22 protein-coding genes are annotated in these 26,073 nt (G+C 52.6%); 12 read left to right on the top strand and 10 right to left on the bottom strand.

Going from position 1 to position 26,073, the window contains the following annotated elements; genetic code table 11:
* Positions 1–126 precede the first annotated feature (126 nt).
* The 3 genes from CFLAV_RS29075 to CFLAV_RS29085 all read left to right on the top strand — a co-directional run bounded on the left by CFLAV_RS29075 (position 127) and on the right by CFLAV_RS29085 (position 2,901).
* The gene (locus CFLAV_RS29075) at positions 127–783 is read left to right on the top strand and encodes a permease prefix domain 1-containing protein (RefSeq protein ID WP_007418508.1); all 657 of its coding nucleotides are present in this window, start codon (positions 127–129) and stop codon (positions 781–783) included.
* A gap of 134 nt (positions 784–917) precedes the next feature.
* Positions 918–1,559: a permease prefix domain 1-containing protein gene (locus CFLAV_RS29080; RefSeq protein ID WP_007418509.1), complete on the top strand. Its 642-nt coding sequence runs from the start codon at positions 918–920 to the stop codon at positions 1,557–1,559.
* A 307-nt stretch (positions 1,560–1,866) separates the two neighbouring features.
* Positions 1,867–2,901 carry an SDR family NAD(P)-dependent oxidoreductase gene (locus CFLAV_RS29085; protein ID WP_007418511.1) on the top strand — a complete coding sequence of 345 codons (1,035 nt, stop codon included), beginning with the start codon at positions 1,867–1,869 and terminating at the stop codon, positions 2,899–2,901.
* A 337-nt stretch (positions 2,902–3,238) separates the two neighbouring features.
* On the opposite strand, the gene CFLAV_RS29090 is transcribed toward CFLAV_RS29085, so the two are convergent.
* Complete coding sequence (locus CFLAV_RS29090; RefSeq protein ID WP_007418512.1) at positions 3,239–4,258, bottom strand: HEAT repeat domain-containing protein; 1,020 nt, start codon at positions 4,256–4,258, stop codon at positions 3,239–3,241.
* A 142-nt stretch (positions 4,259–4,400) separates the two neighbouring features.
* Here CFLAV_RS29090 and lpxA point away from each other — a divergent pair, with 142 nt between their 5' ends.
* Together lpxA and CFLAV_RS29100 are read left to right on the top strand one after the other, a co-directional pair.
* Positions 4,401–5,210: an acyl-ACP--UDP-N-acetylglucosamine O-acyltransferase gene (lpxA, locus tag CFLAV_RS29095; protein WP_007418513.1), complete on the top strand. Its 810-nt coding sequence runs from the start codon at positions 4,401–4,403 to the stop codon at positions 5,208–5,210.
* Positions 5,211–5,380: 170 nt separating this feature from the next.
* Complete coding sequence (locus CFLAV_RS29100; protein WP_007418514.1) at positions 5,381–6,388, top strand: hypothetical protein; 1,008 nt, start codon at positions 5,381–5,383, stop codon at positions 6,386–6,388.
* 13 nt (positions 6,389–6,401) lie between these two features.
* Here CFLAV_RS29100 and CFLAV_RS29105 read toward each other — a convergent pair whose 3' ends face one another.
* The 3 genes from CFLAV_RS29105 to CFLAV_RS29115 all read right to left on the bottom strand — a co-directional run bounded on the left by CFLAV_RS29105 (position 6,402) and on the right by CFLAV_RS29115 (position 10,379).
* Positions 6,402–7,610 carry a molybdopterin molybdotransferase MoeA gene (locus CFLAV_RS29105; RefSeq protein WP_007418515.1) on the bottom strand — a complete coding sequence of 403 codons (1,209 nt, stop codon included), beginning with the start codon at positions 7,608–7,610 and terminating at the stop codon, positions 6,402–6,404.
* A gap of 155 nt (positions 7,611–7,765) precedes the next feature.
* Entirely contained in the window at positions 7,766–9,508 is a 1,743-nt protein-coding gene (locus CFLAV_RS29110; RefSeq protein WP_007418516.1) for a GspE/PulE family protein, read from the bottom strand.
* Positions 9,509–9,524: 16 nt separating this feature from the next.
* Positions 9,525–10,379 (bottom strand): tetratricopeptide repeat protein, encoded by an 855-nt coding sequence (locus CFLAV_RS29115; protein ID WP_007418517.1) that lies wholly within the window; start codon positions 10,377–10,379, stop codon positions 9,525–9,527.
* A 251-nt stretch (positions 10,380–10,630) separates the two neighbouring features.
* On the opposite strand from CFLAV_RS29115, the gene CFLAV_RS29120 reads away from it, so the two are divergent.
* A complete protein-coding gene (locus CFLAV_RS29120; protein ID WP_007418518.1) occupies positions 10,631–15,079 on the top strand; it encodes an amylo-alpha-1,6-glucosidase in 4,449 nt (1,482 codons plus the stop codon).
* Between the two features lie 301 nt (positions 15,080–15,380).
* On the opposite strand, the gene CFLAV_RS33390 is transcribed toward CFLAV_RS29120, so the two are convergent.
* A complete protein-coding gene (locus CFLAV_RS33390) occupies positions 15,381–17,015 on the bottom strand; it encodes a glycoside hydrolase family 25 protein (protein WP_007418519.1) in 1,635 nt (544 codons plus the stop codon).
* A gap of 530 nt (positions 17,016–17,545) precedes the next feature.
* On the opposite strand from CFLAV_RS33390, the gene CFLAV_RS29135 reads away from it, so the two are divergent.
* The 3 genes from CFLAV_RS29135 (at position 17,546) to CFLAV_RS29145 (ending at position 19,546) form a co-directional block, all read left to right on the top strand.
* Entirely contained in the window at positions 17,546–18,013 is a 468-nt protein-coding gene (locus CFLAV_RS29135) for an Hsp20/alpha crystallin family protein (protein WP_007418520.1), read from the top strand.
* Positions 18,014–18,064: 51 nt separating this feature from the next.
* Positions 18,065–18,448 carry an Hsp20/alpha crystallin family protein gene (locus CFLAV_RS29140; RefSeq protein WP_007418521.1) on the top strand — a complete coding sequence of 128 codons (384 nt, stop codon included), beginning with the start codon at positions 18,065–18,067 and terminating at the stop codon, positions 18,446–18,448.
* 171 nt (positions 18,449–18,619) lie between these two features.
* Entirely contained in the window at positions 18,620–19,546 is a 927-nt protein-coding gene (locus CFLAV_RS29145; RefSeq protein WP_150107666.1) for a hypothetical protein, read from the top strand.
* A 12-nt stretch (positions 19,547–19,558) separates the two neighbouring features.
* Here the strand turns inward: CFLAV_RS29145 and CFLAV_RS29150 are convergent, their stop codons facing one another.
* Entirely contained in the window at positions 19,559–20,839 is a 1,281-nt protein-coding gene (locus CFLAV_RS29150) for a hypothetical protein (protein ID WP_150107667.1), read from the bottom strand.
* Between the two features lie 242 nt (positions 20,840–21,081).
* Between CFLAV_RS29150 and CFLAV_RS29160 the strand changes: the two genes are divergently transcribed.
* Together CFLAV_RS29160 and CFLAV_RS29165 are read left to right on the top strand one after the other, a co-directional pair.
* Positions 21,082–21,642 carry a rhodanese-like domain-containing protein gene (locus CFLAV_RS29160; RefSeq protein ID WP_040550696.1) on the top strand — a complete coding sequence of 187 codons (561 nt, stop codon included), beginning with the start codon at positions 21,082–21,084 and terminating at the stop codon, positions 21,640–21,642.
* A complete protein-coding gene (locus CFLAV_RS29165; RefSeq protein ID WP_007418525.1) occupies positions 21,639–22,127 on the top strand; it encodes a MauE/DoxX family redox-associated membrane protein in 489 nt (162 codons plus the stop codon). Before CFLAV_RS29160 ends, CFLAV_RS29165 begins: the two co-directional genes overlap by 4 nt.
* A gap of 21 nt (positions 22,128–22,148) precedes the next feature.
* Here CFLAV_RS29165 and CFLAV_RS29170 read toward each other — a convergent pair whose 3' ends face one another.
* The 4 genes from CFLAV_RS29170 to CFLAV_RS29185 all read right to left on the bottom strand — a co-directional run bounded on the left by CFLAV_RS29170 (position 22,149) and on the right by CFLAV_RS29185 (position 25,475).
* On the bottom strand, positions 22,149–22,553 hold the full coding sequence (locus CFLAV_RS29170; RefSeq protein ID WP_007418526.1) for a YkvA family protein: 405 nt from the start codon (positions 22,551–22,553) through the stop codon (positions 22,149–22,151).
* Between the two features lie 128 nt (positions 22,554–22,681).
* Positions 22,682–24,226 carry a D-alanyl-D-alanine carboxypeptidase/D-alanyl-D-alanine endopeptidase gene (gene dacB / locus CFLAV_RS29175; protein WP_007418527.1) on the bottom strand — a complete coding sequence of 515 codons (1,545 nt, stop codon included), beginning with the start codon at positions 24,224–24,226 and terminating at the stop codon, positions 22,682–22,684.
* Positions 24,223–25,002, bottom strand: a complete 780-nt coding sequence (locus tag CFLAV_RS29180) for a L,D-transpeptidase family protein (protein WP_007418528.1) — start codon at positions 25,000–25,002, stop codon at positions 24,223–24,225. The genes dacB and CFLAV_RS29180 overlap by 4 nt, the downstream gene beginning before the upstream one ends.
* Before the next feature lie 14 nt (positions 25,003–25,016).
* Entirely contained in the window at positions 25,017–25,475 is a 459-nt protein-coding gene (locus CFLAV_RS29185) for a hypothetical protein (RefSeq protein WP_007418529.1), read from the bottom strand.
* A gap of 361 nt (positions 25,476–25,836) precedes the next feature.
* On the opposite strand from CFLAV_RS29185, the gene rplU reads away from it, so the two are divergent.
* Positions 25,837–26,073: 50S ribosomal protein L21 (rplU, locus tag CFLAV_RS29190; RefSeq protein WP_007418530.1), on the top strand; the 237-nt coding region annotated here is incomplete at its 3' end.

The following is a 26,073-nucleotide window of genomic DNA, read 5'->3' on the forward strand; positions in this document are numbered from 1 at the left end:
AGATTGAGCACGGGAGCAAGCGCAAATACTATTCAATCGAAAAGGACCGTCATTGGGCTCTCAATGAAAAATTTGAACAATGGACCGTGATTTCTTCGGTTTTCAGCGGCCTATGGAAGGAACAACATGTTTGACTTGGACAAAGCAATCAAGCAGTGGCGGCATCAAATGCTGGCTGCTGGCATCAGAAGCCCCGTGCCGCTGGAAGAACTGGAAAGCCATCTGCACGAAGAAATCGAACAGCAGATGAAGCTGGGACGAAGCGAAGCGGAAGCATTCAATTCTGCCGTCAAGAAAATCGGGCAGGCGCGCATGGTTCAAAGCGAATTCAAGAAAGTTGAAGAAACAAGGAAAGCGCGCAACGCGAAACTGGCAGAAATCGTAATCTTGATTGCCACGAGCTTGCATTCGTTGATCGCGGTCTGTTTTTTTCTTTTCAAGTTCCAAGGCATTTCAGAGCTAACGTCCGGCCAGCAAATCTCTGGCTTGGCCGCATCTGCCACTCTGGCTTTGCTTGTTTGGGGCGGACGATTGAGCCACAAAATGATTTCGGTCATCCGTGCCAGGCAGTTCAGAAATGCCATTTACATTTCTAGCGGAGTGCTTATTACCCTTTGGGCGCTGGTCTGTTTCCAAATTATCCTGCCGCATCATGACTTCCCCATGGGCCAGTTGTTTGTGACCATCCTGTGGGGATTGTTTCTCCCGACGGGAGCTGGGATTGGGTTTGAATTGGGGAATCGACACCGCCGCGCGGAACAAGTCGCAACACTGGTTTCGTAAGCGGGAGATCATCCATTACTGGAAACTGGAAGTCGAGGCTCGGAGGGATGCCCACTCTCGCGCGGATAGTAAGTGAGTTCGCTGTTTGGTGGCGGAAAGCCCTTGAGGCGGTTTTGCGGAATAAAAGGAACAATATGTTTAATCTAAACGAAAAAATCGCAGATTGGCGCCGGGAGATGCTGGCGACTGGAATCAAAACCCCCGCGCTGCTGGATGAACTGGAAAGTCATCTGCGCGAGGACGTGCAGCAGCAGATCCGATCAGGATCAAGCGAGGAGCAGGCTTTCGAAGCTGCTGTCCGGCGGATTGGGCAGGCCAAGGCACTTGAAGCTGAGTTTGCAAAAGTGACGGCACTGAAAGAGCCACGGGAGCGAAAACTAAAACTTCTCTGCATTATGCTTTCTGGTTTGGCTTATATCACACCGCTCGCACTGAGTGCGCCCAAACCTTGGAGCCGCATGAATCCGACCGAGCAATGGATCGGGTTGGCAGCCGTCGCGCTGACGGTGTTGTCGATGTTTAGCGGACTGTTTCTACATCGCTTCCTGCCGATTATTCGTGACAGACGAGCTCGAACTCGTGTGCAGTTCGCAACCTTCCTTCCGGTGATGGTCTGGATTTGTGTTTTTGCATTTGCGCTTTTGCCACGTGTTGATTTAACGGTCAGTCAAATGACTGTGTTGACTCTCTGGGCAATCGCTCCGTTGGCAGTGTTCGGAGGCCTTATTTTTGGATTGGATGAGGCGGCCCGCCGAAACACCTCGGCAATCAATTAATGAGAGTGGGGAAAAGGGAGTTACATCTCGACCGGGGCATCATCATGATGCTCCGGGTTTTTACTCTTGGCCCGCATAATTCCTACCTCCAACCACAGAAGTCTTCAGTAATCCCCCCTATTTATTAAGCCTATCCCGAAGATGAACCATTCATTGGAAAGCCATCCTATTCCTATGTTTGATGGCGCACGGTTACGTTACCGCCCCATAAAGCATGCACCTGAGTAGTTCCCCCCGTTGATTTCTTTCGGAATGATAAGAAATTTTGAGCACTCAAAGGGTTGGATTACGAGAGGAGGGCTGGACTATGAATAGGAGAACTGCTCAATCACTTGCAGGGCTGCTGGTAGGATTTGGCATCGGCGCAGCATTGGAAGCCAGGCGGATACGCTCACGTTTTTCTTTTTATGATCGCACCGTGGTCATCACCGGAGGAGCCCGGGGGCTGGGCCTTGTCATGGCCCGCCAACTGGCTGGTGAAGGTGCTCAACTCGCCTTACTGGCCCGTGACCTAGATGAACTCCGACGTGCAGAATCTGAACTGAGCCAGTTGGGAGCCGACGTGCTAATCCTGCCATGCGACTTACGCGATCAAAACCAGGTAAATGAAGCGATCCAGCGGACCATTGCTCATTTCGGCAGCATCGATGTACTCATTAATAACGCCGGCATTATCCAGGTCGGACCATTGGAGCACATGACAGTGGAGGATTTTCAAAATGCGATGGCCATTCACTTTTACGGCCCACTGTATACCACGCTTGCAGTGTTGCCGCACATGCAGCGCGCCCGTCGCGGCCGCATCGTGAACATCTCCTCCATTGGCGGCAAAATCGCCTTTCCGCATCTGCTGCCTTACACCGCCAGCAAATTCGCCCTCGTCGGACTCTCAGATGGATTGCGAGCAGAACTTCGCCGGGACAACATTTTTGTGACCACCGTTTGTCCGGGCCTGATGCGCACTGGCTCGCCGCCGAATGCACAATTCAAAGGCCACCACCAACGCGAATATGCCTGGTTTGCCATCAGCGATTCCCTGCCACTGCTCTCGGTCGATGCCGACCGCGCCGCCCACAAAATCATCGAAGCCTGCCGTCGCGGCTCGGCACGATTGACCGTTGGAGTGCAAACCAAAGCGGCGATCCTGCTCAATGAACTTTTCCCCGGTGCAGGCGCCAGCCTGTTGTCCTTCGCCAACCGTCTCATGCCCGCACCTGATCCCAGTGGAAGCAACAAGACTTATACCGGGCGTGAGAGCCAATCCGCGTGGGCACCTTCCATTTTAACACGTCTCAGTGAAAAAGCGGCGGCCAGTAATAACGAAAACCCCTTGCCAGATTAAGGTCAATTCAAGGCATCACACTTTTGCATTTTAGACCGTACTCCAAAAAGAATGTCAAAAAAGGGGTTGTGCTCTGATGGGAAAACAACCCGTGATGGCCATCCGCGCCCTAATGCCCAATCAACCATGCGCTGCCAGACGTAGCCACCCTCTCCCTTTGCGCATGGGAGAGGGCGGGGTGAGGGAAGATGCGCCCGGACTCCGCGCCGCCTCGAGTGACTCCCACCCCCCCAACCGATGAGGCGGCCAATAGCTCGCTCCGTTTCCGACATTCATTTTGAGAAATGTTATAAAGCTCAGCAAAGGAGTTTATGCCGAATCCCGATACGGGTTACTTTCATTGATGAGCATTCGTTGGTGCGTTCGTCTGGCCACTCGCAATTTTCTCCAGATTCCGCATCGCTCTGCGAGCTTCACTTTGCAGGAAAGAATTAGTGTTATCCTTCAACACTTGCCGCAATAAAGGCAGCGCACGGGTTGCTTTCTCACCAGCCAATTGAAGTCCAGCGGCAGCAAAAGCCCTTAAGTGAGGGGGATTATTGGTACTTTCCAGGGTTTGTTCTGCAAGACGGATGATTTCATCATCTTTCGGAATGGTCGTCACCAATGCCCAAAGTGCTGCCTCTCGTGACTCTTCTTCAGGATCGTGCGCCATTTCCAACAAGGTACTCCTCCATTTCTGAAAATCTCCCCGAAACGTCCGCGTCAACTTGACCGCTTTCAGGCGCAGCATCGCGTTCGTGTTGTGCAAGCCTTCGGTGATGCCGGCAACAATTTCTTCATGCTTTTCCGGCAGTCCTCGATTGGCTATCAAAAAGGCAAGAAACGGTGGATCCCGCTGTATTTGCATGTCGAGGAGTCGTGTAACGCCAGCGCCTTTGTTGGTTCCCAGCGCCAGCATTCCCAAGGCCGCAGCGGTGTTGCGGGCATCTTGATAGCTGTTAATCCGCTTCCAAGGAGCGGGTGCACGGGCGCCATTTGGTTGGCTGATTTTCTGCCACTCATTCTCAGCTTCCAATTGAAGCTTGTCCCACGGTGCCAATCCCAAATCCTGTTGCAGCGGCTCCGAAAGTCTCTTTTCCAACACAGGAACCGCCTTGGCTCCCATGACAACCAAGGCTCGCAACGCAGGATCGTTCGTTACTTCTAAAGAAGATTTTGCCGTTTCAAATGAAGACTCGCCGGTCCGATCCATCTTTCGCCGCCCATCCACCAACGCCATGCTGTCCAGCCATTCCGTAACCGTCTTCCCTTTGTAAGCGGGCTCGTCGGCAAACCACCGCCGATTCCAGCCAAATACGAGAACAATAAGGATCAGAGCAGCCGCAATCAAAAGCAATTTCTGCCAGGATGTCATAACCTCCCGTGTTTATTAGTGAATATACAAATCCACCTACACATGTCAACCGTAGTTCTCACCGCCGGTGCCATATTGAAAACTTTCCGCATCTTAATTGGTATTTCCATTTCCAATCCGTTGTGGTCATCTTTTGTCAGTGATGATTCATCCGACAGCCATTATTCATCCTGATGCGAAAGTCGATCCTTCCGTGAAGGTCGGCCCCTATGCCGTGATTGACGGACAAGTAAGCGTGGGCCCGAATTGCGTGATCGGCCCGCATGTGCATTTGACAGGCGTCACCACGATCGGAACTGGCAACCAATTCCATACCGGCTGCGTTATTGGTGATGCACCTCAGGATTTGAGGTACAAGGAGGAACCCACCCGTGTTCGTATCGCCGACAACAACGTGTTCCGCGAACATGTCACGGTGCATCGCTCCAGTAAGTTGCAGGAGGATACCGTCATCGGCTCAAATAATTTTCTCATGGCCGGAAGCCATGTTGGTCATAACTGCTCGGTTGGCAACTACGTCATCATAGCCAACGGAGCACTTTTGGGCGGCCACGTGACCGTGCACGACCGGGCTTTCATTTCCGGCAACTGTCTGGTCCACCAGTTTGTCCGCATCGGTACCATGGCCCTGATGCAAGGTGGCTCGGCCATCAGCAAGGATTTACCTCCCTTTGCCATCGCCAGAGGTCATAATGGTATGTGTGGTTTAAATGCAGTGGGGATGCGACGCGCGGGTATTGCTGCCCTGGAGCGCTTGGAACTAAAACGACTTTACCTTTTGCTGTTCAGGAGTGGAAAGAAACTGTCCGTTGCAATTGAGGAAGTCCGACAGGAATTCGTTAGTCCTGCATCCAAAACCATGCTGGAGTTCGTGGCTGGCAGCAAACGTGGCATTTGTGCTGATACAAGCAGGCGTTCCTCTCCGACCACTGAATCCGAAGCGGAACCGTAGATGCATCCAAGTGGCAAGGCAATGGAAAGCATTCTTTCGGATATACATCCCTATCCATAAGAAGCTTACGCTATTCATCCGCCTCTCTGAATGAACGTTTCCTCACTCGCCGCTGTCTTAGATAAGAACTTTGACTCGTTTTTCTGATCACGCTACGATCAGGTTCGCTGATGGACTGCTCGTTACATAATTCAAAAGGCCGGTTAGCCCTGACTTTGGCGGTTCTGGGCCTGCTGGGCGTCGGCGCTGCTTTTGCTGGCGATAAAAAAGGACAAAAAATTGAGTTTTCCGATCCTGTCGCTGGCTCCCAGACCACGACCAACATGGGTAATTTGGAGTCCGGCAACTCAAAATTAAAACCGATAGAGAGGGATTCATTCAGACCATCGGATTTTTTCCAGCCTCAGAATGACGCCCTAACGCATTTTCGGCCGCCAGTACAGCAGCATCTCGATAAACACACGCTCGAACAGTTGCAGAAGCGCAGAAACTGGGCTTTCACTGACTCCGAATTGCTTTCCCCGAATGCCACCATGGAAAGCATGATGGGACTTAAGTCAGAAGGAGCTGACACTCTCCAAAAGAAATCGCTTTCTCCTGTGGAAAAGTATTATGAAAGCCTGAATCCAAAGCAGAAACCCTCCAACAATCCAGGAGCAGAGAACTTCGAAATGAACCAGGCCAGGGAACTTTCAGGAACCAATGGCATGGACCGATTCCAATCAGGATCTGATTCTGCCCAGAAAAATGTATTCTCCAAGGAATACCAAAACCCCTTTGCCCAGGAACCCGCCAACAGTGTGGCCACTTTCGGCAGCCCTGCCTTTATCCAATCGAAGCGGGACCAGCTTCAACTCCAGCATCGGCAGGACTTTGAGAAAATACTCACCAACACTCCCAGCACTCCTATTGTTAATCCATACGCTGATCAGGCAGGCTTTGCCCAGCACCCGAATTCTGCGCTAATTGATAACAGTCAACCCTTACAGCCGCACTATACACTCAGTCCTTTTCAGGGAGTTGCTGCCTCCCCAAAGTTCCATTCACAAACCACAATGGATCCGACCGCAAAAGCACTTGGCTTGACCGATCCTTCCTTCTTGCCAAAACCGGAAGCCGCTCCCAAAACGCCACCGCCCTCGGCTTTTGTAAATCCGCTCTTCAAAAGATCTTTTTAGAGGGGATCGTTTCCTACAATTCCCATTGCATTACCGGCACAACCGTTTCAGCAGGTAATATCGTTTTTGGAGGAATGTCCACGAGGCCATTTGCCTCAGCTAATGAACCCAGCATATGCGAGGCCTGGACTCCGGCGGAATGCACTCGCCCGGCCCCGTTGATTGTTACCCTCACAAAGTGACGGCGATCGCCACTGTTCGACAGCGGTTCATCCAGAATTCCCTGCTGAGTCCGCAATCCTGTAATGCTCGCACCTTGCCAGTATCTGAGCGCTGGCCGCACCAGTAGAAGGAAAGTCACAAACGCAGAAACGGGGTTCCCCGGCAGACCGAAAAGAAATTTTTCCCCGCAACGACCGAATACAAACGGCCTGCCCGGCTTGATTGATACCTTCCAAAACTGAAGATTACCCCCGAGTTGCTCGAAGGCGCTTTTCACGAAATCCATCTCCCCGACCGAGACGCCGCCTGAGGTCACCACCAGATCACATTCACACAGGGCTTTTTCAAGGGCTGCTTGTGTGGCAGATGAACTATCAACGACCAGGGGATACACGCGCGGAATGGCTCCGCCTTGTTCGAGCAGGGGGGCAAGCATTTGGCGATTGCTCTCGTAGATTTTTCCGGGCGGCAATGGTTGACCAGGCTCAACCAACTCAGACCCGGTCGCGAGGAGTCCGACAACGGGGCGTCTGCCAACCGTTACTTCATTCACACCGAGAGCCGCAATCAGGCCCAACAGTTGAGGAGAAATGACATTACCTTTTTGACCGATCGACACCCCAGTCTTGATGTCCTCACCTTGCAGCCGGACATTTTCCCAGGGTTTCACCGCATCAAGGCACAAAATCCTTCCGCTGTCAGCGTCGTCAGCAACTGTGTCCTCTTGCATGAGGACAGCATCCGCTCCTTTCGGCAGTGGTGAGCCGGTGAAGAGACGAACGCATGTGCCCGGCACAACATCGCCGGAAAACATTTCGCCGGCGGCAACCCGGCCAATCACGTGCAATGCAACCGGAGATTTCGAATTCGCCGTTCGGACATCTTCAGCACGGACGGCGTAACCGTCCATGGCCGAATTATCGAACACTGGAAGGTTGATGGGGGCGAAAAGACCTTCTGCCAGTACGCGTTGTCTGGCTCCCGAGAGCGGCACAGTTTCGATCCCTCCCTGCGGCAGGACGGACAGGATGCGCTCCACGGCATCTTCAAGTTCGAGCATGGAGCAATACTTGATTCAAAAAGCTGGATTGTCGAATCCGGATTTTACCTTTCGATGCTCATTTGAGCTCACCTGCAACTCCCCTCAGAAATCCTGCCAGGCATCCGGGATGATCAGGTGTCCGGCAATTTTTCAATCCACCTGCCTGCGTCAGGTTAGTGACTCTGCGTGAGCACCATCACCTGTTCAAGGGTGGACACGCCGTCACGCGCGCGATCCAGGGCCGCCATGCGCAGGGTTCTCATCCCTTGCGCGATGGCAATTTTTCCCATCTCACGGGTATTGGCACGTGCAATGACCAGCTTGCGAATTTCATCGGATATCGTCATCGCTTCAATAATGGCCAGTCGTCCCGAGTATCCGGAACCCTTGCACCGTTCGCAACCACGCCCGCGTTGCAATGTCACCCCGTCGAAGATTCCAGGATCAATGTTTAGGTCTTGATACATCTTTTCGTTGTAGGTAACCGGTTCCTTGCAATGGGAACAAATGCGTCGCATCAGGCGTTGTGCGCAGGTCAGGACGACCGATGAGGAAATCAAGAATGGAGCAATACCCATGTCATCCAAGCGCACAATGGCGCCCGGTGCATCATTACAATGCATGGTGCTCAACACCTGGTGACCGGTCAGCGCTGCCTCAACTGCAATTTCCGCTGTCTCGGTATCGCGAATTTCACCGATCATCACGATGTCCGGGTCTTGACGGAGAATGGACCGTAACGCGTTGGCAAAGGTCAGCCCGATTTCCTTTTTCACCGGCACCTGATTAATCCCCGGAAGCTGGAACTCCACCGGGTCTTCGACAGTAACAATGTTGTAGACCGGGCTGTTCAGTTCGTTCAGCGCTGAATAAAGCGTGGTGGTTTTGCCGGAACCAGTCGGGCCGGTGACCAGAATCAAACCGTGCGGGGAGTCCACCGCCGCCTTGAATTGCTGGAAGGTATCCGGGTCCAGTCCAAGCTTATCCAAACTGGCCGACAGATTGGATTTATCGAGCACACGCAGCACGCACTTTTCCCCGTGCACCGTGGGCAGGAAGGAGACACGCAGGTCGTAATCCTTGCCGCTGACCTTCACCCGCATACGTCCATCCTGCGGCAGTCGGCGTTCGGCGATATCCAGGCTGCTCATGATCTTGAGTCGTGAAGCCAGCGCCAATTGCATCTGTTTCGGCGGAGGTGTCACGTCCAGCAGCGCACCATCAACGCGGTAACGAAGCCGGATTACCTTTTCAAACGGTTCAATATGGATGTCGCTCGCGCGGTCCTTGATTGCCTGCACCAGAATGAGGTTCGCCAGCTTGATCACCGGCGCTTCTTCGCTGGAAGCCGCCAGTTGATCCAGGTTGACATCCTCGACTGCTATCCCTGACACCTCTATGTTGTCCGGATCCTTTTCCTCCTCAGCCGCCTTTTTGGCATCATCAATGATGTCCTGCATGCTGCCGCTCTTCGAGGCATCAATGTTGCTAAGCTTATCGATGATCGACTTCTCGGAAGCGATCATGGGCACCACATCCAGCTTCGTCAGACGCTTGACGTCATCGATGGCCAACACGTTGAGCGGGTCAGCCATTGCCAGGAACAACTTGTTTTCCAGGCGGGAAACGGGAATCACCTTGTAATTGTGTGCGACTTCCCTCGGCAAAAGGTCTGCCACTTCCGGAATAATGCTAATACGGCTAAGATTGATGGGCGGTGTATTCAATACACGCCCCATCGACACGGTCATGTCCTGCTCGGATACAATGGCTTTTTCCACCACCAATTTCAGCAGGCGGGTGCCTTCCTTTTTCTGCTGCTCCAACAGTTCTTCAACCTGTTTGGACGTCAACAGCCCATCTTCCACCAACGCATCAGCAATGCGTTCTCCAAATGATTTGATGACTGGGGGCATGGTTTAAATAAATGAGTTAACGGAACACCTTACGAAGATATTTCACAATTTCAGCCGGGGGCGCCAGGTACCAGAGCAACCGGTTTTGGGTGGCCTCCGCCAGATCCTTGGCCGCTTGACGGTTAAAAGGGTTGGCTGTGGCCACAAAAATGGTTTTGCTCATCTTATCGAAAGGAAGAATGCACCAGCGCCGGCATATCTCAGCCGGAAATTTGCGCGCCAATTCCATATCCAGGTCATACTTCTCAATTGGCACGTAGGCATGACGGGATCTTTCGACGAGAATCCGCAGGCTTTTTTCGGATGGCATTATACCCTTGTCGCCCAACAGCTGAATGAATGGCTCGCTAACCCCAATCGGTGGCACAGACAGGTCCGGCGTGCTCCAGCACAAATCAAAGTCGCCGGCCGAGATGAGCCTGCCCTCGACAAAGATCTTCTGCATGCTCTGGCGCCCATCATCAAAATCAACGGGCACCACTTTTCCTCCAACGCCTTTCTTGAATCGCGCTGCCGGGTCCGGTGCCGTGTCGATGATAACGGAATCAGACAGGGCCGGCGGAGCGGTAAAATTATTGGCCTTGATCTCAATTTCCTTGAGTGCCGCCTGCACATCGGGATCACCCGGATAACGCTGAAGAACAGTCTCGTACTCAAGAATGGCCGAGGAAAGCTGACCAAGTTGCACGTAGGCTTGGGCAATCCGTTTGGATGTGTTGATGACATCCTTTTCCCTTCCCAGCTTGAGATACGCTTCCTTCAGGATTTCCAATGATTGGTAATCCTGCGACTGCGATTGAGTGATGACTTCAAACATCTCAATCGTCTGCGCCAGCTGGGCCTCTTCGCTCGTGGTTAACGTGGCGGACATGCTAATTTATCTTTTTTGGACTATGATATCCTCGCCAGCACAAGGCTCGGCGGTTTCCGTACATCAATAAAACCGGTTCCAACGCAGCAAGTTCACTGCCACAAATTATAACAAAGAAATATTTAGGCTTCCTCCGGCCAAAGTGAGAACATGCTTGACTCTGCGGAATCCAGCAATTCAGTGTGGAATTGCATTATGGACCTAAAGTGAAGATGTTACTCGCGGAATTGCACTGGAATGCCAAATAAACGATGCAAAATTTGATTCCCACCATGCTGCCAGCTCCCGGCGAGCGACTCCAACGCTTCGTAGGCGACCGCATTCGCTTTACTCTGGCAGATTTTGCCGCAAAACCGATTCCAAAGGGGTGGCAGGCCCGATTGCGGACAAATCTGGGACGCGCCGAACTGGTGTGTAAAGAAATCATTCAGGCCCATACCAGAAAATTGCCGCCTGCTGCCGCTTCCTGGCATGACATTCCCATGAACCCGGACGGTCTGGGTTGGAGTCTGGAACTTCCTCTGACTGAAATTGGCTATTTTAAAGCCAAGGCTTATTTGATCGATCCCAAGGGATGGCAGCTCTGGCCGGAAGGGCCAGACATTGGCATCTCGGTTCATCCTGATGCCTGCCGCTCGGGCAATACCATTTATTGTGCTTTCACCCGTATGTTTGGTGAAAACAAGACGGCCATCCATACCGCAAACCCGAAATTGGATGAACAACTTAAGGAGCTGGATAACAAAGGCTATGCCGTTATTCCACCTTCGGGAAAATTCCGCGATCTCATCCACCAGTTGCCTCACATTATAGACACCTTGGGCTGCCGCATTCTCCACCTGTTGCCGGTCAATCCAACGCCCACCACTTTCGCTCGTTTTGGACGGTTCGGCAGTCCCTATGCCGCGCTTGACCTGACAGCCATCGACCCTGCTCTCGTTGAATTTGATCAACGCACCACCGGCATCGACCAATTCTGTGAACTCGCCTATGCCACCCATCTGAAAGGGGCTCGCGTTTTTCTGGATATTGTTATCAACCACACGGGTTGGGGCTCGCGATTGCAGGAAGAGAATCCTGAATGGTTCCTCCGCAACGAAAAGGGCTCATTCGTCAGCCCCGGAGCTTGGGGCACAATCTGGGAGGACCTGGTGGAGTTGGAACATAGCCATGTCGCTTTGTGGGATTCGATTGCCGAATCGCTTCTGATCTGGTGTCGTCGCGGCGTGGATGGCTTTCGCTGCGATGCCGGGTACAAAGTCCCCCTGCCCGCCTGGCAATATATCACCGCCCGCGTGCGCCAGCAGTTTCCGGAAACCGTGTTCCTCCTCGAAGGCCTGGGGGGTGCCTGGGAACTCACGGATCAATTGCTAGCCGAAGGTGGCATGCAGTGGGCCTATTCCGAACTTTTCCAAAATTATTCCCCCCTGCAGATTGCCGCGTACTTGGACCACAGCTTCAAGCAAAGCGAACGGATTGGCCTGCTCGTCCACTACAGCGAAACCCACGATAATGAGCGCCTCGCCAAACGCGGACGCACCTGGTCCCTGCTGCGCAATCAACTTTGCGCGCTCACCAGCATGAGTGGCGGCTTTGGCTTTACCTGCGGCGTGGAATGGCTCGCCCCGGAAAAAATCAATGTCCATTCCAATCGTGGCATGGCCTGGGGCAGCTCCGATAATATCATCCCGGAATTGGCGAAACTGAATTCCACGCTGCTCAACCACCCGTGTTTCTTTGACGGTGCCAAGCTCACCCGCTTGAGTCCGGTGGATTCCCCGGTCTACGTGCTTCGCCGTGACTCCGAGGAAGGCCGGGATTCCGTCCTTATCCTGCTCAACACAGACCCCGACCAACCGCAATCCGTGGCGGTCGACGCTCAAACTGTCCATCAGATTGGCGAACTGCGTTTTGAACTGGTCGATGGCCCGCTGCCTCAAACCAGGCACAAAGACGGAAAACTTGAGTTCACCATCGGTCCGGGAGGCTGTCATTGCCTTTCACCGCATCCCAAACCGCAGGGCTTGAGTGGTGAAGATTACCGACAGGCACGCGCGCAAGCCGCCTGGGCACTAACCGCGATGGGCCGCATGGTTCCCGTCCAACAAATTCCTGCCATTCCCTGGCCTGACCTCGCCCGGCTTGTGGATCAAAATCCGTCCACATTCCTTGCCGCAATATCCACTTCCGACGGCAGGCAACTTCAAAAAAATCTCGATGCGTTGCTCACTTCCGGGGCAAAGGTGGAAGCACGTTTTCCTCCAGTCGTAGTCTGGAGGGTTATTGATAAAAAGAGGATTCTGCCAATCCCGCCAGGCCATTGGCTGCTGGTGCAGGACACCATTCCATTCCGTGTTGCTTTACATCTTCACGGCACCAATGAAACCAGGCATCTGCAATCCATTCCTGTTCGCGCTGGTCATATTGCCTGCTTCCCGCCGATCGCATTCACTGGCGACGCCCGGCTTACTCTGGAACGCTACGCCCTGGAAGACCGTCAACTCGAGGCCGCGGTCCGTTACCTGGCAGCAGAACCCAGTCTTGATTCCAACAGCACACGACCACTTACCATTTCGAATCTCCCGGAACTCCGCGAAGTCGCCACTACAGCCCGGGAAGTTAAAAGCGAAGCGCGGGCGCATCAATCGCTGGAGCAGCCGTTGGTTCTGTTGACCAACGGCATCGGCGGCATGGCCCGCATGTGCGTCGATCTTGGCGCCGTAAAATCCAAATACGATTGCGTGCTGGGCGCCAACCTGCATCCACGCGTACCGGTGGATCGTCACATTTTTGCCAAACGCCTGCGCGTCTGGGTCGTTGCCGATGGTTTCATCAGCCCGCTCAACCTGGGCAATCTCCTCTCGTTTGAACCCGGCCCTCCTGCTGTCTGGCACTTCCTGGCCAATGCTGGCGATGGTCGAACCGTTGAAATCCAGCTCACGGCCAATATGATTCAAGGTTGCAATACAACCGTGCTCCATTTTGACCGTCCCACGCTGAATCTCTCCAAAGGCAAACACCTGCCGGACAATTGTGATGTGCGTTTGACTGTGCGTCTGGACATCGAGGATCGCAATTTCCATTCTGAAACCAAACGGAATGACGGCGCGGACTATCATTTCTCTTCAAATACCCGTCCGACAGTGGAGCAAATCGGTTTCGCTTTTACGCCCACCATTGATCGCCAACTGCGCGTCTTCGCCGATCACGGCACCTACCATCATCAACCGGAATGGAGTGAAAACATCCCTCATCCGGTGGAGCAAAGCCGTGGACAGGTGGGCAGCGGCGATGCCTTCAGTCCAGGCTGGTTTGAACTTCCGCTTGCCCACGGCAATAGCGTGGCCATGGTGGTAACTGCGGACAACGTCAATCCCGACGCTGAGCAAGTAAGCAACACGAAGGTTATAGGCACCACCAGGAAGCGCATCAAATCTGCCGCCACGCCCAAAATCTTTCCCGAAAATGACCTTTTTGGCCGCCAACTGGTGCGGGCCGCACGCCAATTTGTGGTGCGCCGCGACGACAGCTTTACGATCATTGCTGGCTATCCCTGGTTTCTTGACTGGGGCCGTGATTCCCTTATCTGCGCTCGTGGTCTTCTGGCCGCTGGCATGGTGGATGAAGTAAAACATTTGCTCATCACTTTCGGACGCTTCGTTAACAACGGCACTCTTCCCAACACCATCCACGGTAATGACGCTTCGAACCGTGACACCTCGGATGCTCCCCTTTGGTATGGTGTGGTGTGTGCCGAAGCTGCTGAAATCCTTGGCGATGGCCTTTACGCCCTCAAAGTCGATCAGGAAGATAACACCATCCACGATGTTCTGACTGACATTGCCATGGGCTATGTCGCCGGCACACCGAACGGTATCCGCATGGACCCTTATTCCAGCCTGATTTGGAGTCCCAGTCACTTCACCTGGATGGACACTAACTACCCCGCCGGCACACCGCGCGAAGGTTACCCTGTTGAAATTCAAGTCCTCTGGATTCGCCTCCTCAGCCTGCTCAAGCACACGGATGGCCCGGCGGAACGCAAACGCTGGCGGGAACTGGCCGAACAGGCCCGCATCTCATTCCAAAAATATTTTTGGCTGGAAGACCGCGGCTACTTTGCTGATTTGCTTGTCGCTGGAAAAAATATCCCAGCCAGTGATGCGCTCGTGGATAATGCGCTTCGCAGCAACTGCCTCCTCGCCATTAGCCTGGGGCTGGTTACGGGCGAACCCGCCAGACGCTGTGTCGACGCTGCTCTCCATCATCTGGTGGTTCCAGGGGCTTTGCGAACGCTGGCGCCAATGCCGGTCGCTCCACCCCTGCCCATCCATGGCTGCAACGGCCAGTTGCTCAACAACCCCAACGAACCCTATTATGGTCATTATGAAGGGGACGAGGATACCCGCCGCAAAGCGGCTTATCACAACGGCACTGCCTGGACCTGGACATTTCCAATCTTTTGCGAAGCCCTCGCCCGCGCCTGGAACAACTCACCTGAAGCCCTCGCCGTCGCCAAGGCTTACCTCGGCAGCATGGACCGCCTGATCATGGAAGGTTGCATCGGCCAAATACCGGAAATCGTGGATGGTGATGCGCCGCACATTCAGCGGGGCTGCGATGCCCAGGCTTGGGGAGTCACCGAAGCCTTGCGCGTCTGGAAGTTTCTCCACCATCCGAAAGACTTTGTGATCGTGTAGTCTGCGAATCATCCAGCCGCTTTCCACCATCCATAGGCACTTTCAAGCAAATTACAACCGCCATCCATCACAGATGGTCTCCCAACCGGCTGGCTTACACTCAATTGTTGAGCTTTCAACAATCCAGCCACGCGGCATGTGCAGAGAGAAAAAAACTAAATTAAATAAATTCTACCCGCGAGCGAGACCCCAAAAAGTAAACTCCGGCGGCCAGACCTGGTCGCCGGAGCAAAATCGAAGAACCCGAGCAAACTTCATCCATCTCCAACCTGAGAATTTGCGCGGGAAGACACAACCAATTTTATTCGTGCACAAGTTGGTCGCCGGGACTTCCGAACCCAAAGTTATACACCTGGCCGGTATGGCCGTCCCGCACATACCAGGTATTGTTGGAGGAGCGGAACACGATTTGATCGATCATGCCGTTTCCAAAAATGTTACCCACCATCGGCTGATCGCCATTTTGTCCGAAGACGAACGAAGTGGTGTTTCCGGTGTCACCAAATCGGATATACCAAGTCCCGTTGGACGGACGAAACATGGCGGAGTCCCGCATTTGTCCCGACCAAGCCCCAATGAGTGGGATGTCGCCACTTTGCCCCCAAGGGAAGCTGTAAGTTTGGCCACCATTCGGTCCGCCGCCAATGCGCACATACCAGGTGCCGCTGGAAGGACGAAATAGGGTTTGATCCATCATTCCAGCTCCACCCCAGTTGCCCACGAGAGGAATATCGCCCGTTTGACCCCACGCTGATACAGTGGTAGTCAGGCCCGTATCGCCATACCGGATATACCAGGTGCCGTTCGAGGGACGAAAGCAGACTTGATCCCGCATCTGGCCTGACCAGGCCCCAATGAGAGGAATATCGCCCGTTTGACCCCATTGGAAGGAATTGATGGTCCCGTCCAGTTGCCGCACATACCACATTGCGGTGGAAGGTCGGAACAAGGCAAAGTTTCCCCGAGTCGCGGTGGTCCAGTTTCCAATCAGCGGAATATCTCCCACATTACCAAACGGCCAGGCAGAGACCGCGCCGGTGTCACTTGTCCTGATATACCAGGTAGCCGTGGAGGGCCTGAAGATAACGTAATCGGTTCGCCCATCCCCACTGAAGTCACCAAAGGCCTGACCGCCGGATGGAGGGCCCGCAATGAGCAGCGTCGAAGTCAGACTGGACAGACTCCCATTAAATACGTCCAGATCCACCGCGCCCGCGATGCCCGGAACGGAGCCGCTGGAGCTGTATTGCCACGCATCCCATACCCCCGCGCCCCAAACATCATAACCACCGCACACGCTCCAAGGGGTGCCAGTCTGCGGATTTTGGCCGTTGTAATTGGCAATCCAGGGAATCCACTGCGCCACGCTACCATCAAAATTGCCGGCACTACAGGAGCTGGTATAGATTACAGGCCTGACCGAGGCTCCAGCCGCGCCGGCATCGGACACGATGATGTTGCACCACTTGTTGGCCCAGTCCGAGTAGCTGCTGGCACCGACCACGCCACTAAAAACTTCAAAATCCAGTGTCGGCATGAGGGACTTGCCGTCACGCTGGATGTAACCCCCCGCCACAGCCCAGAAGTGGCCCGCCTCTGAGCTGGGGCTGGCCGAATTTGGGTGGGCGAAATGATAAGCGCCCATGTAAACGCCGGCGGCTTTGCCGTTATTTTCGTTGTAGGTGAAATCCCCGTCGGTGATGGTGGTGCCCTCGGTGGCTTTGGCCCAGGCAAAAGTAATACCTGAACTTCGAACACTGGACCAGTTGGGTGTGCCCTGATAGGAGGACACATCGATGCCCATCACGCGTTGCGCCAGTGCGTGCGTGGAACCAAGGGCTAGCGCCAGTGCGGCGGCGGTTATCGCCAGGCGTGGGAGGGTTGAAGCGTGGGAACGAGGGATTGATTCGTTTCTCGGTGAGGGCTTGGTTTTCATAGTCTTACATTTTTAATGGGTTAAGGCCTTTTGATTTTGATTTGGTTTACCGCAACAACTTTAGGTGAAACAGCAGTGATACGGACGCGAACGATAAAAACGGCTTGCGAGGCGGCATGTGTTTGAATGAAAGAGGCACCTCAAAAGGTCGCCGTCACGCCGTGCGCAAAAGAACGAAGGTGAGTATCGGTCAACTAAATCACTGGTCGGGAAGATTGAAAAGTAAAATCCTGCGCCATACAAAAAATTCCCGCGCACCCCTCCTGATGCATTCCTGGCCTATTGCCTAAACTGGGTTATCGCGGAACGAAGCAGTATGTGAATTACTACCTGCACCCCTGAAATTGTTGCCCCAAACTTAACCGTGGGAGCAGTGGAAAGCCCAACTGAAAAGGATTAAATTTTATTGGAAAGGTTTCCTTAAAAGCGGAACAAAATAGCCATTTCGCGAGCTGTCCCAAATGGTTCAGAAACAACCAATTGCCGTGCTGTTAAACACTCAAAAACATTCAAATTGAAAGGTCGTCCATATGAAATTGGCAAAACGTCAGCAAAGTAATACTGGAGTTCCGGCTCCATCCAGTGAATTGAGCCGGATACGCAATGAAATCTATCGCCTTTTTGAAGATCCATTCTCGCTCATCGCACCCAGCACCAGCTTCTTTGAGGGCTGGGAACCCAACATAGACATTTACGAGGATAAGGAAAAAATTACGGTTAACGCGGAATTACCGGGCATGAAGAAGGAGGACATCAATGTTTCTTTGGAGGGCAGAGCCTTGACTATATCGGGAGAGCGCAAGGAGGAGCAGGAACACAAGGAAGGGGATAACTATCGCGCTGAGCGGTTCTTTGGCCGATTCCAACGGAGCATCACTCTGCCTTCGGCGGTGAATGCCGAAAAAATTAATGCCAACTACAAAGACGGCGTGCTCACCATCGAACTTCCCAAATCGGAAGAGGCAAAAGCCAAACAAATCAACGTCAAATCATCTTAAAGACCCGGCCTGATGGCCAATCTCCATCAGACAATGGAAAGGATCATATTTATGAGCAATCTTACTGAAACTAAAAATCGATCGGTCCGGATGGAAAGGCCGGAGGAACAAAACTTTGTCACGCCTCCCGTCAACATTGCTGCCATGAATGGCGAATACTTGATAGAGGTTGAGATGCCAGGTGTCGACAAATCAGGCCTGGAAATCACCGCGGAAAACAATCTGTTGACCGTTATTGGCCGGCGTAAACCGGAAACCGCCCAAGGCGAGCTCTGTTATTCTGAGTCAACTCAGGCAGATTACCGCCGCGTTTTTGAATTGAGCCCGGATGTCGACACCTCCAAAATCAACGCCAAACTGGAACAGGGAGTTTTGAAGCTTCATCTTCCCAAATCGGAGAAAGCCAAACCGAAGAAGATTGAGATCACAGGATAGGCCGGCCATCTCCTCCCTTGTCCCTCATGGGTGATGTGGAGAGGGAACAAGGCAGTCTGCATCAAACATCGCAGGCCAAATACGAGTCTCCCCACCGTATCCGGTGCTGCGAATTCGGCCTTCAAATTCCTTCACATTTCTTAAGAATCCTTCATGCTATGCAGCAATCGCATGAAAAAACTGATTCTGCTTCTGGCCGCCGCCTTCCTTTCCTGCAATCTCCACAGTGAGACCGCGCCGGAGACTTATGCCGAATACGGCAGGCTGATTTGCGTCAAGCTGCCTTCTGCGCCTTTTCCCCATCCAGAGCGCGCCCAAGGTCGCACGCGTAACAACATCGTTTATCCTGCTGAGAAGCATTATCAGGACAGCAGCGTCGCCCTTTTTGTTCCCAAAGGGTTTCGCGCGGGTGACAAGGTGGATTTCGTCGTTCATTTCCACGGCTGGAACAATTACGTGGAGCGCGTCTTGACGAAATACGAACTCATCAAACAATTTTCCGAAAGCGGTCGCAACGCCATTCTCGTTGTCCCTCAAGGTCCTTACGATGCGCCGGATTCCTTCGATGGCAAATTGGAAGACGAGGGCGGCTTCAATCGCTTCATGGATGATGTCATGAGCACTCTTCGCAAAGGGAAGGTCATCAACTCCCAACCTCTGGGCAGGATCATCCTTTCCGGCCACAGTGGCGGTTATCAGGTGATCTCCTCCATCGTGACCGTCGGCGGCTTATCGGACCATGTAAAGGAAGTTTGGCTGTTCGATGCTCTCTATGCACGCACCGAAAAGTTCATGGACTGGCACAACCAGCAACATGGAAAGATGATCAACCTTTTCACGGAACACGGCGGCACAAAACAGGAAAACGAGACGCTGATGGCAGATTTAAAGAAGAAAAATATTTCGTTCGTTTTCAAAAATGAATCTGCAATCACCCCTCCAGACCTCAAAAAAAATGACCTCATTTTTGTCTTCACCGATCTTGAACACGACCTGGTGGTGAATCAGCGCCACGAGTTCCGCACCTACCTGGAAACCAGTTGCCTCGCCAACAAAAATCTGGCGCCTTCGTACGGACCTAAATGGACCCGGCGCTAGCTTCAGTTCCGCTCAGCGTTTGAAGTGATACACATGCACTTCAAACGGAGCAAACCAGTCGGTGAATTTCCCATCCTTTAGCAGCACCTTTCTGGAGGATTCGAACATTACCTCTCCTTCGCCGCCGACAGGAGGCATCCCGCTGAACTCCACTTTTACGGTATCGCCTTCGCGCTTGCAGGCCAGGATATAAATATCCTCGCCCGTTTCACGAACGCAATACTCCACGTTGTTTGCGCCTGTGACTTTCACCGGCAGTTTCGAATTGCCAGCCGCCAGCGCCGGGTAAAGCGGACTCTTCTCTCCAATCTCCTCCACCACCCGCTTCAACACCTCATTCCAAAAATGCCAGTTCCAGCCATAGGTCGTGTCCTCGACGTTCCACGCCTTCGACACATTTCCCCCAAAATAGATGATGCCCCGTGCGCCATTGATAATCGCCTGGTATGTCATGAACCGCTCCTCGGGAAATGTCGGAAAGCGTAAGGTCTTGCCCGGCTTGACCACCCCGCTCCACGCAATCTGCAAATACATCCAGACTGGTTTCTTCCCCTCTGCCACCTCCATCATGGTCTTCGTGTAATCACCCACCATGCTGATCTCTTTGTTGGGCAAAAGCGAGTGTGTGCCGGGCGGGTAACTGACCGGGTAAATATCCGCGCCCGTAATATCACAGGTGACGTTGTAAGCGCGCAAAGACTCGACGGCACCGCGCGGTGCCTGGTTAATCGAAACCGGATGATTGAGGTCGAGTTCATGGATCATTTGATAACCACGCACCAAAGGTCCCACTGGATGTTTACCCCACTCCGGTTCATCGACGCTGTTCCACACTCCCATTCCTGGATGGTCTTTGAATCGACTTACCACCCTCTTGAGCATTGCTTCTTTTTCTGGATGCCCTGGCTCCTGGCTGCCCAACTCCCTCAAACGAACCCAACAGTGCATCCCGTATTTCGCCGCTACGTCCTGCCACCTCTGTTCCCGTTCAATACTCTGTTCAGTCCAAGGTGCGCCGCCCATCCCTGTTTGAAGAAAATTGGCTCCGGCATCGTGCAATTCTTCAATTCCATTCTTTCCATTCGGAGCCAGGGCTTCGGGCAGGGGAGCGACGTCAAAGCCAACGTGAAAAATCTTCACCCCGTCAATCTCCAACACCATGTTTTGATTAATGGTTGCTTTGTGTGGTGACTTGCGAGGACCGTCGCCCACTAAATCCTTGTTGTGCGTAACGCATCCGGGGAGGAAGGCAGCGAGCATTACCGCCACTGAAAACGCAATAAATTTTTTCATAAACATCGGCTGATGCGCCAAGTATTTGGGAACGAACGCACTTTGGCAATCACTACTGAAAACCTAAGAAATTTCCAATTGGCAGGAACAATTTCGGTTTGAACCGGATGGATGGACAAAAACAGGTGCCATCAACAATTAGAGCAGGATTGCAAACCTCATCGATTGGCATACAATCACTGGCATACTTGAGACGAATGGCCTTATCCAATTCAAATTCAAAACTGGGAATGTTGGCGCCGATGCTCCTGATACTTGCAGCCTCCATCCTGGCAGGCTTCACCTACAATCGCACGACACCTCTCGGTGTCCGCTTCGGACAAACTGTAGAAAAGACTCAACCAGTCAGCCAGCCACCGGTGCCCATGGCACAAGCCACGAACACGCCTCCTGCAAAAACCACGAATTACGTCGCCATGCCGGAAGGTGCCGGACCGATGCCAACACCCAAATATCCGATCCCGGCCATTACCTGGAAGGAAGTAAGATCGCTCTTGGCTGCCCAGCAAAAGCTCACAATCATCGACGCTCGCGGCCGCATCGCCTTCAATGCCGGCCACATACCTGACGCCATCTGCATTCCTTCGGGAAATAATTTCGACATGTCCAACTTCTCCGAGGAACACACCAACAAATCAGAATTGATCGTGGCGTACTGCGGCGGCCAGCATTGCCCGCTCTCCTGGTTGGTGGCAGCGGGCCTGATCAACAACTTTGACTTCTCCAACGTCAAAATCATGCCCGGCGGTTTTGAGGAATATCAGCGCGCTGAAGCCAGCGCCGGAACAGCGCAGTCGAAATGAAATCCAAATGCTATTTCCAACTGGCACTTCGCTGGCTGTTTGGATTAATCCTCTTATGGGCTGCCTTTTCCAAGCTCGGCAACCTCCACAACTTTTACCTCAGCCTTCTGGCCTATCAACTCCCTTTGCCAAACTTTGCGCTCCAAATGGCTGCGATAGTGCTGCCCTGGCTTGAACTTTTTTGTGGCTTGCACCTGATCGTCGGATTCTCGCTGCGGCCGGCGCTTGCCTGGACCCTCATTCTTTTCACCGTTTTCCTGCTGGCGACCGGTCAGGCCTGGGCTCGTGGTTTGGACATCTCCTGTGGCTGTTTCAATTTGGGCAGTAGCAGCTTCGCCAAAACATTTGAATCCGTTGGCTTTGCTTTCGCCCGCTCAATTGTGTTGCTGCTCGGAGCCCTCTACCTTTTCCCACAAAGCGGAGGTCCTTGCAAAGCAGGACAAAACCAGACCTCTGCAACCACATCTCCCAGCAGCGCGCCTTGAGGAACAGCAGCCAACCGCTATTTACGGATGGCTGGTGACGAGGGACCACTCCATGTTTTGGGTGGCCGCATATAAGGCAAACGCTTTCTCGTTCTGAATTAACGCCGCCCGCACAATGCTGGAGTCATCCGCCCGCCCAAGGTTGAGCACAGAGTCCGGAATAATGCCGACTTTCTTATGGGCATAAATCAGCGCAAAAGTTGCTTGAGCGAGGGCATAATAAGGCAGGTCTTTATAGGCGCCTTCCGCAGTATCTTCCACGGCGTCCGCCAGAAATTCAAGCTGGTCCACCAAATGAGGAAATAACGGTGCGTGTATCTGGGTAAACTCCAGTTTCCACTGCGGCAAATGTTTGGCCACGCGTTCCGTAATTGCTGGCGTTATTGCTGCGGCGCCACGATTTAAAAAATTTACGATCTCGGACATGCAGCAATTCTATAGAAAACTACGAGAGAAGCAAAACGCAAATTCCCGAAAAAAGCTCAGGGTACGCACCCTATTTGCTTTTTTTCAAAAAAGAGTTATCATTGCAAAAAGTTCAGGAATGCAAAGCCTCAGTCATTAGCCTTCCCAGTAAAACCAGCGAGCATGACCGCAATCGCATCCATGTCAGCCGTCTTGGATAAGTTCGGGTCGGTATTATAATATCGATTGAGCATCATCGAAAAAACCAGGCGCTCACCGGACGCGGTCGTCACGTAACCTGAAAGGGAATTTGCCCAACGAAGGGTTCCGGTTTTGGCATGGACATTATTTTCGCCCGCAGTTCCTTTCATGCGCTTTCTCAATGTTCCATCGACGCCTGCAATTGGCAGCGCAGTGATATAAACGTCTGAGCACTTATGATGCCCCATATGCTGCAACAGTTTCACAGTGGCAGCGGGCGTGGTCACGTTGTCACGGGAAAGTCCTGACCCTTCATCAAAAATCGTTTCATTTCGCTTGATGCCAATTTCACTCAGGAAAGTCCGCAACGCCTTGATACCGAGTTCTTCCGTTGTCGTCCCTTCCATGGCTGCGCCGGGTTTGGCTGTTTTGGTGCCCACATGCAACAGCATCAGGTCGGTATAAAGATTTTGTGAAGGCTTCTGCACTTCCCGGATAATATCGTGCATCGGGAGGGATGACACCGCACCAAGCTCAACCCATTCTTCGCTTTTGAATGGCTGCACTTCGCGATCTTTCCAGTTCACCGTCCGCACGCTTCCAGTGATCTTGATTCCGCGCTTGGCGAGAGTTTCGTTCAACAGGGTGACAAACATTCCCGCAGGATTATGGAACGTCGCGTCCTCATTGGATCCGGCATCATCCACTGCCATTTCACCTTCCACATAGACCACGTTCTCACCCAGTGGCCGGTAAAGATTGATATTGCGATGCTGGCCTCTGGCAACCGTTTTGGTCCGGTTGATTAACTGGAGATAGCCCGTTGACGGAACCAGGGTCAACTCGCAAGGCGCACCCTCCTGCGTTGCCGGTTTCACCTTGAGAATCAGTTCATTGTCATTGATTGTCAGGGCGGAGATTTCCGCACCATAATAATTTTCTAAATCATCGCAAGACCACCCGGATCCATACGGAGGCTGTTTGAAATAACTGTCGTCACCAATTAAATCCCCCGAAATCTGCTTCACTCCGGCATTCGTTAAAACATCCACGAAAGGCTGCAGGGCCATGTCCATGCTGTTGCCATGCAGTTTGAGATTGATGGTCGGGTCGCCACGGCCATAAATCACGAGATCCCCCTTCAACACACCGTTTTCATCAGGCTTTCCCTTCGCATACAACGACGTTTTGATGCGATAATCCGGGCCAAGACGATCCAGGGCCATGGCCATGGTGTAGAGCTTGGAGTTCGAGGCCGGGCTGCACAATTTATTCGCGTCGTGCTCGTAGATGGTTTTGCCGGTGTCGAGCGAAACAATTTTTACTCCAAACAAACCGGCATCGTATTGCGGCTTCGTGACCAACTTGGCGATGCGTTTCTGCAGCGATTCCAAAGTCTCGGGCAGCCGGTTGGTTTCCTGCGCAAAGGAACGAAACACAAACAGGCTGAACACAAGGCTCAAACAGGAGGCTGGCACAAAATATTTTTTCATGGTTTGGGCAACTGCCAATCTTTGTGAAGCTTGTTGTATTCACTTTCCGGCAATTGCACAAGCACGGGATGATCGGCAGGATTCAACCAGGGCAACAGTTTCTCCATATTCTCGCGACTCATGGCAGTACACCCGCTGGTACCGGTTTTCGCATCTTTCCAAATGTGCATGAAAATGCAGGAACCACCCGCCGCCACCCGTGGATTCACATTATGATCCACCACCACGCCCCAACGGTATTGCTCCCCCACCTCACGCATTTTTTCCGAACTGTTCCAATCCACCTTGTCCACCTTGCTCCGGTCCACAATGGAGTTGTAATGAATCGATTGCACATCATCCACGCATTCGATCAAGTCGGAGAGCGGTTGGTAGGGAAGTTTTACATTTTTTGCCTCGTTCGGCTCAGCCAACCCAAATGCAGAACTCAGCCGAAACATTCCCGCCGGACTTTTTCCATCCCCCTCTTTTTTATGCGGCCCCGGCAAATCCACTGGCGGATTCAGCCCTTTGCCCCACGCCAGGCCGTTGCGTCCAACCACCACAGGAATCTTGCCACCCACTTTCTTCCAGGGCGAATGTTCATCGGCCCGCTCAAACCGCCAGACTGCACCCGGCACCGCCTGCCAGTTTTTGGTAATGACTAGCACCAACTGTTTGCAGGAAGTGAATTCAGGGATTTCCGGACTTGGAAATGCAGATGTCGACTCACCCGCCCAAGCTCCCGTTGCTGTAAATAAAATTGAAAAGAGAGCCACCAAAGCTGTTTTTCTCATATGCCTAAGACGTATTACGGCCTTTCCATCTGGAAAGTGCCATGATCATATTTTGACGCATAACTTGAAAAATAGTTACTGCCAATAGCGTGCCCCTCATAATGGTAATTCCCTCCCGCCAACCAACCGAGATCGGCGTCACCGGTAAACTGGTATTCCCCACCCACCTGCTGCACGCTGAGGGGAATATTGATACTGAAGCTCATTACACTGTGATAATTGGCCTTAAAACGGGCGTTATACTTTCCCTCTCCCTCTTTGCTGATAAGGCAACGCAGTTTATCAGTGTGCCCGGTGGACTCACTTTTCCACGTGCCCTGCCATGCTCCCTGAATATCCCTGACTGGTTCGGGTTGCTTCACCGCTTCCTGCCATTCATGGTCGAAACTGTGGCAACCGACAGCCAGAAATAGGAAAGGCAAAAAAAGAAATTTCCAAAAAATATCTCTCGCACAAGCCTTTAGATGCCGCATGGTCCAATCCTAATTCCAGTTGGACCTGATTATCTAGAAAAATGATGACCACTCCTGTTCTGTTTCGAATAATTGATACCCGTCCGCCTGGTGGCCATCCCAAACACTTAGTAGCTTTTCATAAACCACTTACAGAATTTTAAAGCCCACCATAATCTGTTATTTATTGCTCCCCGAAAGCCAGTCAAACTGAGCATATCGAAAAGCACCCTGTTTTATTCCAAAGATCGTCTTTTTCTGGGTGGCGCAAACGGCTTCAATTTAGTATAGTTGAAGCTGATTGAGAGTTGGCGAAAATGAGAAGTTGACACCGCTTCGAATCTTTGTTTACTTATCCCTCCCTTTTGAGGGGAACTAATTTATGTACGCTGTATTGGAAACTGGCAGTAAACAGTATCGTGTCGCCGCAGGCGATACGGTGGAAATTGAACACCTGGACGTTGAAGCCGGGAAATCTTTTACTTTCGACCGGGTTCTTTTGGTTAACAATGAGGGCAAGGTAACCGTGGGCGCGCCCACAGTAGCTTCCGCCAGCGTAGTTGCCGATGTCGTGGAACACATTCGCGGTGAAAAGAAAATCGCTTTCAAGATGAAGCGC

Origin of the sequence: Pedosphaera parvula Ellin514 (genome assembly GCF_000172555.1) — a bacterium.
In the GTDB taxonomy this organism is placed as follows: Bacteria; Verrucomicrobiota; Verrucomicrobiia; order Limisphaerales; family Pedosphaeraceae; genus Pedosphaera.

Bases quoted from the DNA above. Each gene is read 5' to 3' on its own strand.
- CFLAV_RS29135 (WP_007418520.1), top strand. From the start codon at position 17,546: ATGAAATTGGCAAAACGTCAGCAAAGTAATACTGGAGTTCCGGCTCCA.
- CFLAV_RS29170 (WP_007418526.1), bottom strand. From the start codon at position 22,553: ATGTCCGAGATCGTAAATTTTTTAAATCGTGGCGCCGCAGCAATAACG.
- CFLAV_RS29180 (WP_007418528.1), bottom strand. From the start codon at position 25,002: ATGAGAAAAACAGCTTTGGTGGCTCTCTTTTCAATTTTATTTACAGCA.
- lpxA (WP_007418513.1), top strand. From the start codon at position 4,401: ATGATTCATCCGACAGCCATTATTCATCCTGATGCGAAAGTCGATCCT.
- CFLAV_RS29145 (WP_150107666.1), top strand. From the start codon at position 18,620: ATGAAAAAACTGATTCTGCTTCTGGCCGCCGCCTTCCTTTCCTGCAAT.
- CFLAV_RS29165 (WP_007418525.1), top strand. From the start codon at position 21,639: ATGAAATCCAAATGCTATTTCCAACTGGCACTTCGCTGGCTGTTTGGA.
- CFLAV_RS29100 (WP_007418514.1), top strand. From the start codon at position 5,381: ATGGACTGCTCGTTACATAATTCAAAAGGCCGGTTAGCCCTGACTTTG.
- CFLAV_RS29150 (WP_150107667.1), bottom strand. From the start codon at position 20,839: ATGAAAAAATTTATTGCGTTTTCAGTGGCGGTAATGCTCGCTGCCTTC.
- CFLAV_RS29090 (WP_007418512.1), bottom strand. From the start codon at position 4,258: ATGACATCCTGGCAGAAATTGCTTTTGATTGCGGCTGCTCTGATCCTT.
- CFLAV_RS29140 (WP_007418521.1), top strand. From the start codon at position 18,065: ATGAGCAATCTTACTGAAACTAAAAATCGATCGGTCCGGATGGAAAGG.
- CFLAV_RS29160 (WP_040550696.1), top strand. From the start codon at position 21,082: ATGCTCCTGATACTTGCAGCCTCCATCCTGGCAGGCTTCACCTACAAT.
- CFLAV_RS29120 (WP_007418518.1), top strand. From the start codon at position 10,631: ATGCAAAATTTGATTCCCACCATGCTGCCAGCTCCCGGCGAGCGACTC.
- dacB (WP_007418527.1), bottom strand. From the start codon at position 24,226: ATGAAAAAATATTTTGTGCCAGCCTCCTGTTTGAGCCTTGTGTTCAGC.
- CFLAV_RS29085 (WP_007418511.1), top strand. From the start codon at position 1,867: ATGAATAGGAGAACTGCTCAATCACTTGCAGGGCTGCTGGTAGGATTT.
- CFLAV_RS29075 (WP_007418508.1), top strand. From the start codon at position 127: ATGTTTGACTTGGACAAAGCAATCAAGCAGTGGCGGCATCAAATGCTG.
- CFLAV_RS29080 (WP_007418509.1), top strand. From the start codon at position 918: ATGTTTAATCTAAACGAAAAAATCGCAGATTGGCGCCGGGAGATGCTG.
- CFLAV_RS33390 (WP_007418519.1), bottom strand. From the start codon at position 17,015: ATGAAAACCAAGCCCTCACCGAGAAACGAATCAATCCCTCGTTCCCAC.
- CFLAV_RS29105 (WP_007418515.1), bottom strand. From the start codon at position 7,610: ATGCTCGAACTTGAAGATGCCGTGGAGCGCATCCTGTCCGTCCTGCCG.
- CFLAV_RS29110 (WP_007418516.1), bottom strand. From the start codon at position 9,508: ATGCCCCCAGTCATCAAATCATTTGGAGAACGCATTGCTGATGCGTTG.
- CFLAV_RS29115 (WP_007418517.1), bottom strand. From the start codon at position 10,379: ATGTCCGCCACGTTAACCACGAGCGAAGAGGCCCAGCTGGCGCAGACG.
- CFLAV_RS29185 (WP_007418529.1), bottom strand. From the start codon at position 25,475: ATGCGGCATCTAAAGGCTTGTGCGAGAGATATTTTTTGGAAATTTCTT.